A 15,742-nucleotide genomic window follows, 5' to 3' on the forward strand; every position below is an offset into this window, starting at 1 on the left:
CGGCCAGCAATGGCCGGGGCCCTTGGTGGAATGCTGGAGCGAGCCACATGGGTGCGGCATACCTCAGAGCTACTTCGACGCATCAGGGTTGTTCTCGGGGCTGGACATCCAGCGGCGCTTCCGTGTGCTCAGTGAACCGCCGTATGCGGAACCGCCCGTCCATGTATGTGAGAGGGCGACGGGGGCAACCCCGTCCCCTACTCGATTCCATTCGGTTCAGTTCGACAGCAGCATCCGCTCGAGCTGCTGCAGGATGTCGTCCCGTTTTTCTCGGGTCAGGCCGCGCAGCCGCAGTTCCAAGCGATCCTCGCCATACGATTTCAGATCGCCGACCGACATGCCGTTCAGCTTGATCTCGTGCCGTTGCGCATATCGCTGCCGGCTCGCGGGTTTCGGGTTTTCCTGCGCGGTCGCCCTTCCCTTCACGATGTCGGCCACCTGACGGGTGCTGAGATCGTCGGACAGAATCTTGTTGATGAGGCGCAGTGTCGCGTCAGTGCCGCGCGCTGTGTGGTAGCGGCCGACCTGATACGCCATGTTCGAACCGAAGCGATCCGGGCGCGCGACCATTTCCTGCATCACGGCTTCCGGCAGCTTGCCGATTGAAAGCGCGACGGCAACTGTCGACTCGTCGAGTCCGAGATGCTCGGCAAGCTCTTTTTGGCTCTGGAAGTAACTCTCCTCGAGGAAGCGCTTCCAGACGACCGCATTGTCGAAAACCGTTTGCGAGTCGCGCTGGACGTTGAGGTCGTAACCGAGCTTGTAACTCTGAATGCCGATCGGCAGATCGATGACGATCGCCCTGACCAATTCCTTGTTCGCTTCCTTCAATGCACGGACGCGGCGCCCGCCGTCGCTGACGAAGTAGGAGCCGGGATTGTCGTAGTCGGGAATGACGTGAATCGCTTGCTGCTGCCCTTGCTTCGCCAGATTGACGGCTAACTCCGCGATCGACGACTTCAAATAGAAGTGCCGCGGATTGAAGGGGCTCGGCTTGATCGTCTTGAGTGGCAGTTCGATCACTTGGCCGGGCTGATAGCGATTTTCGATTCGCCACGCACGATACTGGCTCGATTCGTCGATCGAGTCCGTGGTCGACGGCGTTTCAACGATCGTGACAGGGATATTCTTCTTTGGCGATTTGCCGGCAGGAGTAGCCGGCGTTGCGGTGTCGGATTTGACGAGGCCGTCGATCGCATTGAGTCGATCGAGCGCCGTGCGTTTTTCGCTGGTCGTGATGTCGGGGCGCGCTTGGAAGCCTTTGGCGAATTGGGAGGGTTTCATTCAGGGTCCTTTATGCGCATAAAGTCAGGGCAGCATTGCGACGATCTCGTCGGCACATGCACGGATTTCCGCCGCTGCGAGCTTTGCGCCGCGGTCGTTCATTTGCAAGACGGTTTGGCCTAGCGCCATGGCTTGCTTATAGGCTTCGCGCGTGGGAATTTGTGTCCTGAGAAGCGGGAAGCCGAGTTCTTCAAGCGCGCGCTTCAATTCACGCGTGAGCATCCGCTTCTCCTCGGTCTTGTTCAATAGGAACACGGCGCGGAGATCTTCGTTCATCACCTGCGCCTGCTGAATCAGTTTGACGAGACCGACGCTCGACCAATAGTCCGCCGGCGACGATGAAGTCGGGATCACCGCGATCGTCGCGGCGAGCAACACGACGCCAGACACCTTCTCGGTAATCGACGGTGGGCAGTCGACGATGATGATGTCGTAGTCGCTGATGAACTTCTTGATCTCGCGATGAATTTGGCTGCCGGCCTCGGCGAGATTGACGACGGGAAACGGGATGCCGGTTTCACTGTCAGCGGAGGCGCTGGACCAATGAACGAGGGTGTTTTGGCCGTCGGCGTCGATCACCAGGACGCGTTGTCCTTTTTCGTGGAACGCGGCGCCGAGATGCATCGCGATGGTGCTCTTACCGACTCCGCCCTTTTGTTGAGTGACTGCAATGATTTCAGCTGCCATTTTCACTCCTATTTTGATCAGGGGGATTTTACCGGACGATTTTTTTATTTCAATGAATTTGTTGCGAACTGGCGACGCACTGACCGTTTGGCCGATGGTTTATGCGCATAAAGCCAGCGGGTGGTGCGTATGTTGTATGGGGCCATGAGGAGGAAGCCTGCTAGCGGGCAGTCGAATCGGTACTCTGCGATTGGTCCATTTATATGGACAGATCTGTTGTGCGTCGAGACTGGCTGGCATGTGCTTGAAACGGCGATGCATCATTGATGACGCCAACGCCAACGCCAACGCCAACGCCAACGCCAACGCCAACGCCAACGCCAACGCCAACGCCAACGCCAACGCCAACGTTGCGGTCGGCTTTATGCGCATAAACCGGGATACAGCGATCGATGCGGTCGCTCGACGCTGCATTGCGCGCGACGTCTTAGATTGCCATTGCAGCGCCGGAATTCGGAGCGCGTCGATTAGTCAACCATGCATGGGCCGGCAGATTGCGCATTTTGCCCAGCGTAACGAGCTACCCCGTTGCACGGCCGCTACAATACCCTCGTCTTTGACCCACTCTCACTAGCAGACCGATGATCACGATCTATCACAACCCCCGCTGCTCCAAATCTCGCGAAACGCTGGCGTTGCTCGAGACGCTCAATCAGACCGCCGGGGAGGCAATCAATGTCGTCGAATACCTGAAGCAACCGCCGACCGTCGCGCAATTGAAGGTGCTACATCGGCAACTTGGGCGCCCGGTGCGCGAGATGATTCGTGATAACGAAGCACCTTATAAGGACCTCAATCTCGCAGATGCAGGCGTTTCGGATGCGCAGTTGTGTGACGCGATCGCAGAGCATCCGATCCTGCTTCAGCGTCCGATTGTCGTGCGTGGCGACAAAGCTGCGATCGGCCGCCCGCCAGAGACAGTGATGTCTTTGTTTGAATAATTATTAGAAAATTAATAATTCTACTGGGGCGACGGTTCGGCGGTTTTATCTATCGTCAATATGCGCCGGGCCTGAGTCGCTCCATCGGGCTCGCGTCGTGCGAAAAGTTGTGTGGCCGGGCGCAGATCCGGGGGCGCTGCCGCTCATCTAGATTCAGAGCAACGTCATGCGAATGTCGGATTCGCACAAACACAAACGCTCTTACAAAGACGATCACCCGCGACTCCTCGCCGGCCCAGCCGTACACAACCCGCACACATCACCGCACACATCACCGCACACATCACCGCACACATCACCGCACACATCACCGCACACATCACCGCACGTTCACTCGCTCCGTTCCGCCTCGTTCCCGCCCGCGACGCGCGCCGCCTCCCGCAGCAAGCGAATCTGCATACGATAATTGCGGCAACCGCTGCAAGCCGGCAGGTGCACCCGTACCCTGAGTCGTTCGTCGAGCGACAACGGGCGATCGAGTGCGTCCGACAGCAGCCGCGTGATGTCCTTACATTTCCCCAGTAGCATCTTCGGTCGTCAGGCCTTTTTCGGTGAGACAGGTGCGCAGCCGGGTCCGCGCGCGGTACAGCAGAACGCTGCAGTGATTCGCCTTCAACTCGAGCTCCATGCAGATGTCGTCGATTGCGAAGTCGAGGAATTCGCGCATCATGAACACGCGGCCGATCTGCTCCGGCAGATGGTCGAGACACATCTCGAATAGCATCCAGAACTGCCGCTGCTGCAGGACCGTTTCCGGCTTGGGCCACGGACGCGGCTTCGCTTGCGGCGCCCAGTGACCATTGTCTGAGAATAGCTCGCGATCGAGAAGCGTTTCGCCGTCGAGTTCGGCATCGAGCGCGGACGCGTTGATGGTCCGCCGCCGCGCCCGCATCGTGTCGATCAGTTTGTTGCGCAGAATGCCGAACACCCAGGTCTTGTGGCTCGACTGTGCGTCGAAGCGCTCCGCCTGCGCCCACGCGGCCGCGAGCGCTTCCTGGACCGCGTCTTCGGCGGCATCGGCGTCGCGCAGTTGCAGGCGCGCGAAGCGGAGTAAATCGTGACGCAATTGTGCGAGGTAGACGGGATCGTCGTGCGCGGTGCGCGCGTGCTGCATGAGATGGCTTCCGGTTCATGCCCGCGCGCATACGGCACGCATGGGCGGCAGCGCAAGATTATCCATGCGGTGCGCGTCGTTGCAAGTTGCATTGCAAGCGACGCGCGTCGCCTTCGGGCGCGACCGCGTTTCTCGATGCGGCACCGCGCGCTATGCTGACATCGTATGCCGCACCGGCGATCGGTGGCGGAGCCGTGAAATACATCCGGACGACACAAATGTAACCGACACACATATTCATCAGGTTATCCACAGATTCTGTGGAAAACTTTGTGGAAATCTGGTTCAAAGCCCCGATGCACTGGGACTCAAGCTGGCTTGCTCATAAAAGGGCCGATTGATGCGCAATCGGGAACGAATCCGAACGATTACCTGCTGAACGGAAGGGGAATCAGATGGCTTATCGTATTGCAGTGATTGTCGGCAGTCTGCGACGCGAGTCGTTCAATCGCGCACTCGCAACGGCGGTGGGTTCGCTCGCGCCGGCCGATCTGTTGTTCGAATCGGTCGATATCGGCTCGCTGCCGCTTTACAGTCAGGACTACGACGCCGATTTTCCCGACGTCGCAAAGCGTTTCAAACAGACGATCGAAGCGGCGCAGGGCCTGCTGTTCGTCACACCCGAGTACAACCGCTCGATGCCGGGCGTGCTGAAGAACGCGCTCGACTGGGGTTCGCGTCCGTGGGGTGGCAATTCGTGGACGGGCAAGCCGGCCGCCGTGCTCGGCACGTCGCCCGGCGCGACCGGCACCGCGCTCGCGCAGCAGCACCTGCGCAACGTGCTTGCGTATCTCGACGTCCCGACACTCGGCCAGCCCGAAGTGTTCATCAAGCATGACGCGTCGAAGATCGACGCGCAGGGCAACATCGTCAACGACGACACGCGCAAGTTCCTGCAGGGTTTCGTCGATCGCTATGCGGACTGGGTGCGGCGGCACGCGAAGTTGGTTTGACGGTCGATCGGCCGGGAGGGATCCGGATGCCATGGCGAACGCGTTTGCACATGTTCGCCATGGCGTCGCCAGCAACCACCATCCCCACAACCGAATAAGCAAACCAGTCAGTCCGCCGAACTCAATCCGCAAGCCGCGCATCGCGCTCGTGCTGGATCTTCAGCAGCATGTCGTCGAGCAGCGCGATGTCGAACGGCTTCGACAGCAAGCGCGCATGCACGCGGCGCGTCCGGTCGAACTCCTCCGCGTAGCCGGTGACGAGAATCACCGGCAGCTTCGCATCGCCGCGCTCGATCGCTTCCGCGAGGTCGATCCCGTTCATCGTGCCGGGCATGTGGATATCCGAGATCACGAGATCGAACGCGCCGGGCGCCGCCGGCTCGGCGCCCGCTTCGGTCAGCATGCGCAACGCGTCATCCGCGTTCGGCGCGTATGCGACCCGGTGGCCGAGCAGCTCGAGCAGCGCCTCGGTGCCCGCCGCGACTTCGCTATTGTCTTCGACGAGCAGGATCCGCAGTCCTGCGGGCGTCGACGCCGCGGCCGGCCTGTCGGTCGCGTCCGGCGCGACGACGGACGGCGCGACGTCTGTCGTGCGCGGCAGATAGAGCCGCACCGACGTGCCGGCGCCGACTTCGCTGTCGATCGTCGCGAGGCCGCCCGAGCGCTCGCAGAACGCGAACACCTGCGGCAACCCGAGCCCAGTGCCCATCCCCTTCGCCTTCGTCGTGAAGAGCGGCTCGAACGCGCGCGCGAGCACGTCGGGCGGCATGCCCAGGCCCGTGTCCTCGACCGAGATCTGCACGAAGTCGCCCGTCAGCGGAAAGCCGTCCTCGCGGCGGAACGTGATGTTGTGCGCGCCGATCTTGAAGCGGCCGCCTTGCGGCATTGCGTCGCGGGCGTTGACGGCGAGATTGATCACTGCGAGCTCGAGTTCCGCGACGTCGACGCGCACGGGCCACAAGTCGAGCTGCGTATCGACGGCGAGCGTCGACTTCGAGCCGAGCGACGTCTTCAGCAATTCTCGGCATGACGCGAGCCACTGCGCGACGTCGATCGTCTCGCTGCGCAACGGCTGCTTGCGCGCGACGCCGAGCAACTGGCGCGTCAGCGACTGGCCGTTCTTCAGCGCGCGCTCGATCGCCGCGAGCTCGGTGTCGAGATGCTGGACGCCGCGCCGCCGCGCGATCTGCACGTTGCTCGAGATGATCATCAGCAGGTTGTTGAAGTCGTGCGCGACGCTGCCGACGAGATTGCCGAGCGCCTCCATCTTGCGCGACTGCCGGTATGCCGATTCGATCGAGCGCCGCATCGACGCCTCCGCCTGCCAGCGCTCCCACGCCTCCTCTTCGGCGCGCAGCCGCTTGAGCGACAGCCAGATCACGCCCCACAGCGCGGCGGACGGCGCGAACATCGAGATGAACAGGACGCTCAGGTGCTCGTACCAGGCGCGGCGGATCGCGGACGTGCGGTACGCGCACGACACGAACACCGGATAGCTGCCGACCTGCCGGTACGCGACGATCTCGCTGTCGCCGTCGCGCCTCACGCGCACGACGCCCGCGCGCTGCTCGCCCTGTGCGCTGCCGAACGGCGTCGCGCTGTCGGCTTGCGCGGCGGCGTCGTCCGACGCGCCGTGCGGCGCGGGCGGATACGACGCGAGCACGGCGCCGTCGCTGCGCGTGAGCGCCATCGACATCGGCGCGTCCGCGCCGCCGAGCAGGTCGCGATAGAACGCGTTGAAATACGACGACTTCAACGCGATCGACACCATCCCCGCAAACGTTCCATCGCTATGGCGCCGCGCGACGCCCGTGTTGAACACGGGTCCCGGATTCGCCGCCTTGAGCGGGCCCGGCATCACGCGCGAGATGTGCTCGATCACCTTGCCGTCGCGGATGCCGACGAAATCGTCGCGATTTGCGATCGACGCATACGGCGCCGGGTAATAGAGGCTGTTCGCGAGCAGCATCCCGCTCGCGCCGAAGATCGATACCGACGCGACCTGCGGATAGCCGCCGCCGATCGTGTTGAGCGCGTCGTGGATGTCGGCTTCGGCGTTGCGGACCGCGGCGTCGTCGAGATCCTGGACGAGATCGACGATCCGGGCATCCAGCGTCTCCGACAGATCGAACACCTTCAGCGCGTGCTCTTCGGCGACGCGCACCGTGCGCATCGTTACGTCGCGCGCGGTGGCTTCGCGCGTGCGCATGTCGTTGTAAGCCATCACCGCGACGTACACGCACGGCAGCACGATCGCGGCGACGAGCATCACGATGAGCGTCACGCGCCGCACCGCGAAGTCGTGTTCAGGCGCGCCGGCTGCGAACGACGCGTCGCCTTCCCAATCGTTGTCGGGCGGTGTCGAGCGTGAGGCGTCGGGCCGATCGGGCGTCATGGTTGGCGAACGAATGCAAGAGGATTGATCGGCATCTTAAACGAGTCGTGCATGCGCGCCCGCATGCGGCGCGGGCATTGCGCAAGCCCGGATTTCCGGCGTTTCCGGCGGCTTCGCGCAAACAGCGACGAATTCAAAAGCGCAAACGTAAGCAAAAGAATAATTTGCGTGCATATCGCAAAAACAATTCGAGCTGTTCCCGGATTCGAATTCGAGCTAATCAATTTTGTTCGAACGGAGAAAAATGGCGAGTTGCAACGCCCCGGGTTTACTCCCAGAATCCCGCATCGCTTTCCTGTGCGGAACATGCCCGCGATGTCCGGGCGCAGCCTCGACGAGTTCCATTCGCGAACGGGCGTGTGCGGCGCGCCGAGCCGGTTCTTGCGAGCCGAGCGGTGCGCGCGTGGTCCGTCCCTCGTATCGCCAGTTGCACCTTGCCTAAAGAAGCGCGGCGAACCGTCGTTAACGCGAGACACACGACTCCGTTTACCGCTACGACAGCCATGCCTCTGCCGATTGTGATCGCCGACGATTCCTTGCTTGCTCGCAAGCTGCTGACGAAGGCGCTGCCGGTGGACTGGGACGTCGACGTGAATTATGCGTCGAACGGTCGCGAAGCGCTGACGCTGTATCGCGACGGCAAGGCATCGGTGATGTTTCTCGATCTGACGATGCCGGACATGAGCGGCTACGAAGTGCTCGAGACATTGCGCGGCGAGGATCTGAACACGTTCGTGATCGTCGTGTCCGCCGATATCCAACCGATGGCGCAGGCACGCGTGCGCGAGCTGGGCGCGGCGGCTTTCGTCGCCAAGCCCGTCACCTCGGAAGCATTGCTGCCCATTCTCAAGGAGTATGGGTTGTATGTCTGAGATGGTGTTGACGGCGGAGCAACGCGACGCCCTGCAGGAGATCGCCAACCTCGCGATGGGACGCGCGGCGGCGCGTCTCGCGCTTCTCCTCGGCACCTTCATCGAGCTGTCGGTGCCGCGCGTGCGCGTCGTGCGCGCGGCCGACGTCGGCCGCGTGCTGCGCGACATGACGGGCATTCACGACCACGTGACCGCCGTGCGCCAGGGGTTTCGCTCCGACATCAAGGGCGAGGCGCTGATGCTGTGCCGCAGCGCGGGCGTCGGCCAGCTCGTGTCGCTCGTCGACGACGCCTACGCGGACGACGAATTCGGAACCGTCACGCAGGCCGAGCTCGTGTTCGACATGGCCAACGTGTTGATGGGCGCGTGCGTGTCGTCGATTCTCGACGAGCTCGGGCGCACGCCGGTGTTTTCGCCGCCGGGGCTGCTCGGCGAAGACATCGCGCTCGACGACGCATTTCAGCCCGACGTGCTTGCATGGAGCGAGACGCTCCTTCTCGAAGTGAACTTCGGCGTCGCGGACGACGGCGCCCGTACGCATTTCGTGATGCTGCTCGCGGAAGACTCGATTCGCCACATGAGCGACGCCCTCGATACGTTGCTGTCCAGCTTATGAACCTTCTTTCTTCGCTGAGCGATCTCGTCATCGAACGGGTCAGCTTCGGTATTTTCGTGCTCGACCGCGAGATGAAGGTACTCATGTGGAACCGGTTCATGCAGGACCACAGCGGCGTCGCCGCCGCCGACGTGATCGGCCGCAATCTGTTCGACTGCTTTCCGGAGCTGCCGCGCGCGTGGCTGTCGCGCAAGATCGAGAGCGTGTTCCAGCTCGGCAGCTTCGCGTTCAGCTCGTGGGAGCAGCGTCCGTATCTGTTTCGCTTCGATCACGACCGGCCGATCACGGGCGGCGTCGACTTCATGCAGCAAGACTGCACGTTCGTGCCGATCGCGCGCGGACGCGAAGTCGAGGCCGTCTGCGTGACGATTTCCGACGTCACGCACGTGAGCGTGATGCAGCGCGAGCGCGAAGAGGCCGTCGCGAAGCTGCAGGAATACGCGAACCGCGATGGGCTGACGGGCATCGCGAACCGGCGCTTCTTCGAGGCGCGGCTGCGCGACGAATTCGAGCGCTGGCAGCGCTACGGCGGCAATCTGTCGGTGCTGCTGTTCGATCTCGACCACTTCAAGACGATCAACGATCGCTTCGGCCACGTCGTCGGGGACAACGTGTTGCGTGTGATGGCGCGCCGCGTCGCGGACGTCGTGCGATCGCAGGATACGTTCGGCCGCTTCGGCGGCGAGGAATTCGCGCTGCTGCTGCCGTGCACGTCGCTCGACGAGGCGATGCACGTCGCCGAGAAGATCCGGCAGACGATCGGCAGCACGCCGATCGAAGCGGAAGGCGCGCTGGTGCCGGTGACGGCGAGCGTCGGCGGCGCGGCCGCGCACGTCGGCGCGCTCACGCACGAGACGCTCGTCAACGAAGCCGACGCCGCGCTTTATCGCGCGAAGCGGCAGGGGCGGAATTGTTCGGTTGCGTTTGAGTGAGGCGGCGAGTTTGATCGTTGGGGATTCGATCATTTGATCGCCCGTTCACCCGTTCACCCGTTCGCTCGGACAACTCGTGCCCCTTCGACAACCGCGCGCAATGCGCGAGAGGCGACGCAGCCGGCGCGCCGCGTCGCTTCGTCGCGCGAACGGCGTCAGCCGCGCGCGATCGCGGCCAGCGTGTCGGCGACTGCGCTCGGCTGCGCGATGAACGGCGAGTGGCTGCTGTCGAGCGTATGCACGTGCGTGCGATTGCCGGGGGCGAGCGCGTCGGCCTCGTCGATGAAACGCTGCTGCAGCGCAGGCAGCAGCACACGATCGCGCAGGCACTTGATGTAATGACGCTCGATCGCGCCCCAGCGCGCGGCCGTCGTGTCGATGCGCGTCGCGAACGGCGCCGCAGGCACATCACAACTGAGCAGATGGCCGACCGCCGCGTGGTCGGCGTCGTTCGCGTCGTCGCAGAGCGCGCGCTTCGCGGCTGCGCGGTACGCCGGATCTTCGCTGCGCGGATCCATCCGCAGCGCGCCCGTCGCCTTCGGACTCGCCATCATCAACGGCGCCAGCATCTCGCCCTGATTCTCCGGCGCGCGCACGTAGTCGAGCCCCGTCGCGCCGGCGGTCGGCATGAACGCGGCCAGATAGACGAGCTTCGCGATCTTCTCCGGTGCGCGCTCGGCGGCCATCGTGATCGCGATGCCGCCCATGCTGTGGCTGACGAGCACGACTTGCTCGTGACCGAGCGCGCGAACCTGGTCGATGGTGTGCAGCACGTGATCGACGTAATCGTCGAGCGTCGTGCCCGCGACGGGTGACGGCTCGCTCGCGAATGCGGCGGCGTCGAGCGGGCGCTTGAAGAACGACGCGGGGAAGCGGGCGTTGATGCCGTGCGCGGGCAGGTCGCGCGCGATGGCCGCGTGGCCATGCGCGGCGAGTGCGGGGATCACCCGCTCGTAGGCCCACGCGCCGTGCCAGGCGCCGTGCACCAGCACGAAAGGCAGAGGGGACGCTGCCGCGGGGGCGTGGCGGTCGGCGATAGTGTCGCGCGGTTCGGTCGGCAAGTGTGTCTCCTGTCGGTGATGGTTCGAGCGGTCGATTGCAGGCTTGCGCCATCTTAGTGAGGAATCGGCGTGGCGTGGCAGTCGATCGCGCCCCAAGAGCGTGTTTTGTCGTGTGCCGAGTGGTTTCATGGCGAATGCCGGCCGCCGAACGCCGAACATGGACAGTCGAGCACCGAGCACCGAGCACCGAGCACCAAGTGCCCGCCCGAAGGCGACAGGCGACAGGCGCGGATTTCGCGCGAACCCATGATGAGGGCGGAACAAAGTCATCAGGCAGTGCATCGATTGAATTCGATCGATCATCAATCCACGTTCAATCCGACGAATTGAGACTTTGCGAAGCAGAATTTCTCGCAGACCTCCAATCTCCGTCGCGCTTCCGTCCCCTATTCATCACGATGCCCACGCCCGCCCCGCCCGCAAAACCGAACCACTCGCCCGCACCGCGCACGAGAACGCACCACACGACGCCGTCCGCCTGTATTCGACAGCCGAACCGGGCGGCAGCGACCCTTAAAGATTGCTATACTCTCGCCCAATTCCGGTTTCCCGCCGGTAATTTGTGCCTGTCTGCGCCCATCGTTCGCGCATCTCGCACGCATTTACCATCCCCCAGCCGGGCATGGCTTCTTCAATCGCCCCGCGAGGGCGCCTTAGCGGAGCTCGTCTTGGCCGTTTCCAATCTCGTCGTGGACGATAACGAAACCGACGCCGCTGCCGTCACATCGGGCAGCTCTTTCTATCTCGCGATGCGCATCCTGCCCGCCGAGCAGCGCGACGCGATGTTCCAGGTCTACGCGTTTTGCCGCGCGGTCGACGACATCGCCGACGAAGGCGGCCCGCGTGCCGAGCGCGCGGCGCAGCTCGACCGCTGGCGCGCGGACATCGACGAATGCTACGCGGGCAAGCCGCGCGCGTCGCTCGTGCCGCTTGCGCGCGAGATCGGGAAGTTCGGGCTGCGTCGCGAAGACTTTCACGCGATGATCGACGGGATGGCGATGGACGCCGCCGAGGACATCTGCGCGCCCGACGAAGCGACGCTCGACCTGTACTGCGACCGCGTCGCGAGCTCCGCAGGCCGGCTATCGGTGAGGATTTTCGGGATGCCGGACGAGTCCGGCCGCGTGCTGTCGCACCACCTCGGACGCGCGCTGCAATTGACGAACATCCTGCGCGACATCGACGACGACGCGGCGATCAACCGCTGCTATTTGCCGCGCGAGCTGCTCGCGCGCGAAGGGATCGCGATCACCGATCCGCAGACGATTGCGCGCGATCCGAAGCTGCCGCGCGTCTGCGCGACGCTCGTCGAGCGCGCACAGCGGCACTTTGCGCAGGCCGACGCGACGATGGACGCGTCGCCGCGCGCGCAGGTCCGCGCGCCGCGCATCATGTCGGGCGCATATCGCCTGATTCTCGAAGCCGCGGTCGCACGCGGCTTCGCATCGCCGCGCGCGCCGCTGCGCAAGCCGCGTGCGCGGATGCTGCTGCTCGTGGCGCGTTACGCGCTGTTCTGATTCGATGCGGGAGACCGCCGACGCGGGCGGCGCGCGCTTGTCCGGCCGCACCGCAACGTTCGAACGGCGGCGCGCACGGCGCGCTGCATCGCAACCCGCCGCCGCGTGCGGGCAGCGCCGATCCTGTCGCACGCGACGCATGGCGATCGGAACCGGCGTCTGCGTCGCGCCGACGGCTCGCCGCGCGGCGCCCGCGCGGCGAATGCAACGTCGGCACGCACACGCGCGTGTCGAACCTGGTGCTCGCGGGCGCTTGGACGGCCGCAGGCCGGCCCGCGACGAACGGGCGCGCGCTTCGTCCAGGCGAGATCGCCCGACGCGCGCGCCGGCAATAAGAGAGGGACCGATGAACGACATGACCGAAATGCACACGCTCGACGCAACCGCTGCGTCCGCCGCGCCTGCCGTGACCGCCGGCCTCGACGCCGCCGTCGCGCGCGCGACCGACGCGCTCCTCGCCGCGCAGAACGCGGACGGCCACTGGGTGTACGAACTCGAAGCCGATTCGACGATCCCGGCCGAATACGTGCTGCTCGTCCACTATCTCGGCGAGGAGCCGAACGTCGAACTCGAGCAGAAGATCGCGCGCTATCTGCGCCGCATCCAGCAGCCGGACGGCGGCTGGCCGCTCTTCGCGGACGGCGCGCCGAACATCAGCGCGAGCGTGAAGGCGTACTTCGCGCTGAAGGTGATCGGCGACGATGAGAACGCCGAGCACATGCAGCGCGCGCGTCGCGCGATCCATGCGATGGGCGGCGCGGAGACCTCGAACGTGTTCACGCGGATTCAGCTCGCGCTGTACGGCGTCGTGCCGTGGTACGCGGTGCCGATGATGCCGGTCGAAGTGATGCTGCTGCCGCAGTGGTTCCCGTTCCATCTGTCGAAGGTGTCGTATTGGGCGCGCACCGTGATCGTGCCGCTCCTCGTGCTGAACGCGAAGCGTCCGGTCGCGAAGAATCCGCGCGGCGTGCGCATCGACGAACTGTTCAAGAGCGCGCCCGTCAACACGGGTTTGCTGCCGAAGCAGCCGCACCAGAGCACTGGCTGGTTCGCGTTCTTCCGCGCGGTCGACGGCGTGCTGCGCCTCGTCGACGGCCTGTTTCCCCGCTACACGCGCGAGCGCGCGATCCGGCAGGCGGTCGCGTTCGTCGACGAGCGCCTGAACGGCGAGGACGGCCTCGGCGCGATCTATCCGGCGATGGCGAACGCGGTGATGATGTACGCGGCGCTTGGCTATCCTGAAGATCATCCGAACCGCGCGATCGCGCGCCGGTCGATCGAGAAGCTGCTCGTCGTCGGCGAAGACGACGCGTATTGCCAGCCGTGCCTGTCGCCTGTCTGGGACACGTCGCTCGCTGCGCACGCGCTGCTCGAGACGGGCGACGAGCGCGCGCGCGGCGCGGCCGTGCGCGGCCTCGACTGGCTGATTCCGCGGCAGATCCTCGACGTGCGCGGCGACTGGATCTCGCGCCGTCCGCACGTGCGTCCGGGCGGCTGGGCGTTCCAGTACGCGAACCCGCACTATCCGGACGTCGACGACACGGCGGTCGTCGTGATGGCGATGGACCGCGTCGCGAAGCTCGATCAGTCGGATGCGTATCGTGAGCAGATCGCGCGCGCGAGAGAGTGGGTCGTCGGCATGCAGAGCAGCGACGGCGGTTGGGGCGCGTTCGAGCCGGAAAACACGCAGTATTACCTGAACAACATCCCGTTCTCGGATCACGGCGCGCTGCTCGATCCGCCGACGGCCGACGTGTCGGGCCGCTGCCTGTCGATGCTCGCGCAGCTCGGCGAGACGAACGCGTCGAGCGAGCCCGCACGGCGCGCGTTCGACTACATGCTCAAGGAGCAGGAGCCGGACGGCAGCTGGTACGGCCGCTGGGGGATGAACTACATCTACGGCACATGGACCGCGCTGTGCGCACTGAACGCGGCCGGCCTCGGCCACGACGATCCGCGCGTGAAGCGCGCCGCGCAATGGCTTTTGTCGATTCAGAATCAGGACGGCGGCTGGGGCGAGGACGGCGAAAGCTACAAGCTCGACTACCGCGGCTACGAGCGTGCGCCGAGTGTGTCGTCGCAGACGGCATGGGCGCTGCTCGGCCTGATGGCGGCGGGCGAAGTCGACAACCCGGCCGTCGCGCGCGGGATCGACTATCTGCTCGGCGCGCAGCGCGAGCACGGCCTGTGGGACGAGACGCGCTTCACCGCGACGGGTTTCCCCCGCGTGTTCTATCTGCGTTATCACGGCTACCGCAAGTTCTTCCCGCTGTGGGCGCTCGCCCGCTATCGCAACCTGAAGCGCGCGAACACGACGCGCGTGACGGTCGGGATGTAACGGTCGATGGCTGGTTCCGGCCATTCGGCCGCGCCCGTGATCGCCGTCGCCGGGATGGCGTTCGAGGCGCGGATCGCGCGCGGCGAGGGCGTCGAAGCGGTCTACGCGGCGCGTGCAGACCGGCTCGAGCGCGCGCTCGCCGAAGCGGCCGATGCGCGCGGCTGCGCCGGCGTCGTCAGCTTCGGCACGGCGGGCGGTCTCGCGCCCGATCTCGTGCCGGGCGTGCTGATCGTCGCCGATGCGGTCGACGGGCCGTTCGGCGTACTCAATACCGATTCCGCCTGGAGCGCGCGCATCGTCGCCGCGCTCGCCGGCACGCCGATCGCGCCGCGCATGCGGCGCGGCACGCTTGCGGCGGTCGGCGCGCCCGTCGTCGACGCGCGCGAGAAGGAATCGCTGCATCGGACGAAGGGCGCGCTCGCGGTCGATATGGAATCGCATATCGCCGGTGCGTTCGCGGCGGCGCGCGGTGTGCCGTTCACGGTGTGCCGTGCGATTGTCGATCCGGCGTGGCGCACGCTGCCGAAAGCCGCGACGGCCGGACTGCGCGAAGACGGCAGCACGGCGATCCTGCCGATTTTGTGCGAGCTTGCGAAGCAGCCGTCGCAGCTCGGCGCGCTGCTGCAGGTCGCGGGCGACGCGCGCGCGGCGCGCTCGACGCTCGTTCAGGCGCGGCAAGCGTTCGAACGCGCGGGAGCGTGGCGGATCGGCTGAGCGCGAATTGCGGGTTGTCGCTTCGGTTGCGTTGTCGCAGGGCCGGCGATGCGACCGCATTTCGCGCAGCGGCGCGGCGCGAATTGGTTCGTCGTTCGAAGCGATCGCGATGAATCGTTTTCGCGCCGCTTGTCTTTGCTTGGTTCGGCGATGTGGGACGTAAGCTGTTGCTCCCCGCTCCCCGCTCCCCGCTCCCCGCTCCCCGCTCCCCGCTCCCAGCCTTCTGCTTTTCGTCCCCGCTCCCAGTCCGAAGCCGAAGCCGAAGCCGAAGCCGAAGCCGAAGCCGAAGCCGAAGCCGAAGCCGAAGCCGAAGCCGAA

Annotated in this window: 15 protein-coding genes and 1 pseudogene; 10 read left to right on the plus strand and 6 right to left on the minus strand. The window is 65.0% G+C overall.

Features of this window, described 5'->3' with window-relative positions:
- Window positions 1–216 precede the first annotated feature (216 nt).
- Both WS69_RS19530 and parA read right to left on the minus strand, forming a co-directional pair.
- Window positions 217–1,284, minus strand: a complete 1,068-nt coding sequence (locus WS69_RS19530) for a ParB/RepB/Spo0J family partition protein (RefSeq protein ID WP_059472335.1) — start codon at window positions 1,282–1,284, stop codon at window positions 217–219.
- A gap of 24 nt (window positions 1,285–1,308) precedes the next feature.
- Window positions 1,309–1,971: a ParA family partition ATPase gene (gene parA / locus WS69_RS19535; RefSeq protein WP_059472336.1), complete on the minus strand. Its 663-nt coding sequence runs from the start codon at window positions 1,969–1,971 to the stop codon at window positions 1,309–1,311.
- A 581-nt stretch (window positions 1,972–2,552) separates the two neighbouring features.
- Here parA and arsC point away from each other — a divergent pair.
- Complete coding sequence (arsC, locus tag WS69_RS19540) at window positions 2,553–2,912, plus strand: arsenate reductase (glutaredoxin) (RefSeq protein WP_059472337.1); 360 nt, start codon at window positions 2,553–2,555, stop codon at window positions 2,910–2,912.
- Between the two features lie 330 nt (window positions 2,913–3,242).
- Here the strand turns inward: arsC and WS69_RS31550 are convergent, their stop codons facing one another.
- Together WS69_RS31550 and WS69_RS19545 are read right to left on the minus strand one after the other, a co-directional pair.
- The gene (locus WS69_RS31550; RefSeq protein WP_082716325.1) at window positions 3,243–3,440 is read right to left on the minus strand and encodes a zf-HC2 domain-containing protein; all 198 of its coding nucleotides are present in this window, start codon (window positions 3,438–3,440) and stop codon (window positions 3,243–3,245) included.
- Window positions 3,421–4,026, minus strand: a complete 606-nt coding sequence (locus tag WS69_RS19545) for an RNA polymerase factor sigma-70 (RefSeq protein ID WP_059472338.1) — start codon at window positions 4,024–4,026, stop codon at window positions 3,421–3,423. The genes WS69_RS31550 and WS69_RS19545 overlap by 20 nt, the downstream gene beginning before the upstream one ends.
- A 395-nt stretch (window positions 4,027–4,421) precedes the next feature.
- Between WS69_RS19545 and WS69_RS19550 the strand changes: the two genes are divergently transcribed.
- Window positions 4,422–4,979: an NADPH-dependent FMN reductase gene (locus WS69_RS19550; protein WP_059472339.1), complete on the plus strand. Its 558-nt coding sequence runs from the start codon at window positions 4,422–4,424 to the stop codon at window positions 4,977–4,979.
- Between the two features lie 121 nt (window positions 4,980–5,100).
- On the opposite strand, the gene WS69_RS19555 is transcribed toward WS69_RS19550, so the two are convergent.
- Window positions 5,101–7,374: a hybrid sensor histidine kinase/response regulator gene (locus WS69_RS19555; RefSeq protein WP_059472340.1), complete on the minus strand. Its 2,274-nt coding sequence runs from the start codon at window positions 7,372–7,374 to the stop codon at window positions 5,101–5,103.
- Between the two features lie 503 nt (window positions 7,375–7,877).
- On the opposite strand from WS69_RS19555, the gene WS69_RS19560 reads away from it, so the two are divergent.
- The 3 genes from WS69_RS19560 to WS69_RS19570 are packed head-to-tail and all read left to right on the plus strand — an operon-like array spanning window position 7,878 to window position 9,794.
- The gene (locus WS69_RS19560) at window positions 7,878–8,246 is read left to right on the plus strand and encodes a response regulator (protein ID WP_059472341.1); all 369 of its coding nucleotides are present in this window, start codon (window positions 7,878–7,880) and stop codon (window positions 8,244–8,246) included.
- On the plus strand, window positions 8,239–8,862 hold the full coding sequence (locus WS69_RS19565; protein WP_059472342.1) for a chemotaxis protein CheC: 624 nt from the start codon (window positions 8,239–8,241) through the stop codon (window positions 8,860–8,862). The genes WS69_RS19560 and WS69_RS19565 overlap by 8 nt, the downstream gene beginning before the upstream one ends.
- A complete protein-coding gene (locus WS69_RS19570) occupies window positions 8,859–9,794 on the plus strand; it encodes a sensor domain-containing diguanylate cyclase (protein ID WP_059472343.1) in 936 nt (311 codons plus the stop codon). Before WS69_RS19565 ends, WS69_RS19570 begins: the two co-directional genes overlap by 4 nt.
- A gap of 155 nt (window positions 9,795–9,949) precedes the next feature.
- Here the strand turns inward: WS69_RS19570 and WS69_RS19575 are convergent, their stop codons facing one another.
- On the minus strand, window positions 9,950–10,855 hold the full coding sequence (locus WS69_RS19575; RefSeq protein ID WP_059472344.1) for an alpha/beta fold hydrolase: 906 nt from the start codon (window positions 10,853–10,855) through the stop codon (window positions 9,950–9,952).
- Window positions 10,856–11,523: 668 nt separating this feature from the next.
- On the opposite strand from WS69_RS19575, the gene hpnD reads away from it, so the two are divergent.
- The 5 genes and pseudogenes from hpnD to WS69_RS34930 form a co-directional block, all read left to right on the plus strand.
- Complete coding sequence (gene hpnD / locus WS69_RS19580; protein WP_059472345.1) at window positions 11,524–12,372, plus strand: presqualene diphosphate synthase HpnD; 849 nt, start codon at window positions 11,524–11,526, stop codon at window positions 12,370–12,372.
- Between the two features lie 4 nt (window positions 12,373–12,376).
- A pseudogene (locus tag WS69_RS34925) lies at window positions 12,377–12,707 on the plus strand (hypothetical protein).
- Window positions 12,708–12,718: 11 nt separating this feature from the next.
- Entirely contained in the window at window positions 12,719–14,710 is a 1,992-nt protein-coding gene (shc, locus tag WS69_RS19585; RefSeq protein WP_059472346.1) for a squalene--hopene cyclase, read from the plus strand.
- A 6-nt stretch (window positions 14,711–14,716) separates the two neighbouring features.
- Entirely contained in the window at window positions 14,717–15,424 is a 708-nt protein-coding gene (locus tag WS69_RS19590) for a phosphorylase (RefSeq protein ID WP_059472347.1), read from the plus strand.
- 48 nt (window positions 15,425–15,472) lie between these two features.
- Window positions 15,473–15,742 (plus strand): hypothetical protein (locus WS69_RS34930; protein WP_442854914.1); only part of this gene is annotated, 270 nt, incomplete at its 3' end.

Source organism: Burkholderia sp. BDU5 (assembly GCF_001522845.1).
In the GTDB taxonomy this organism is placed as follows: Bacteria; Pseudomonadota; Gammaproteobacteria; order Burkholderiales; family Burkholderiaceae; genus Burkholderia; species Burkholderia mayonis.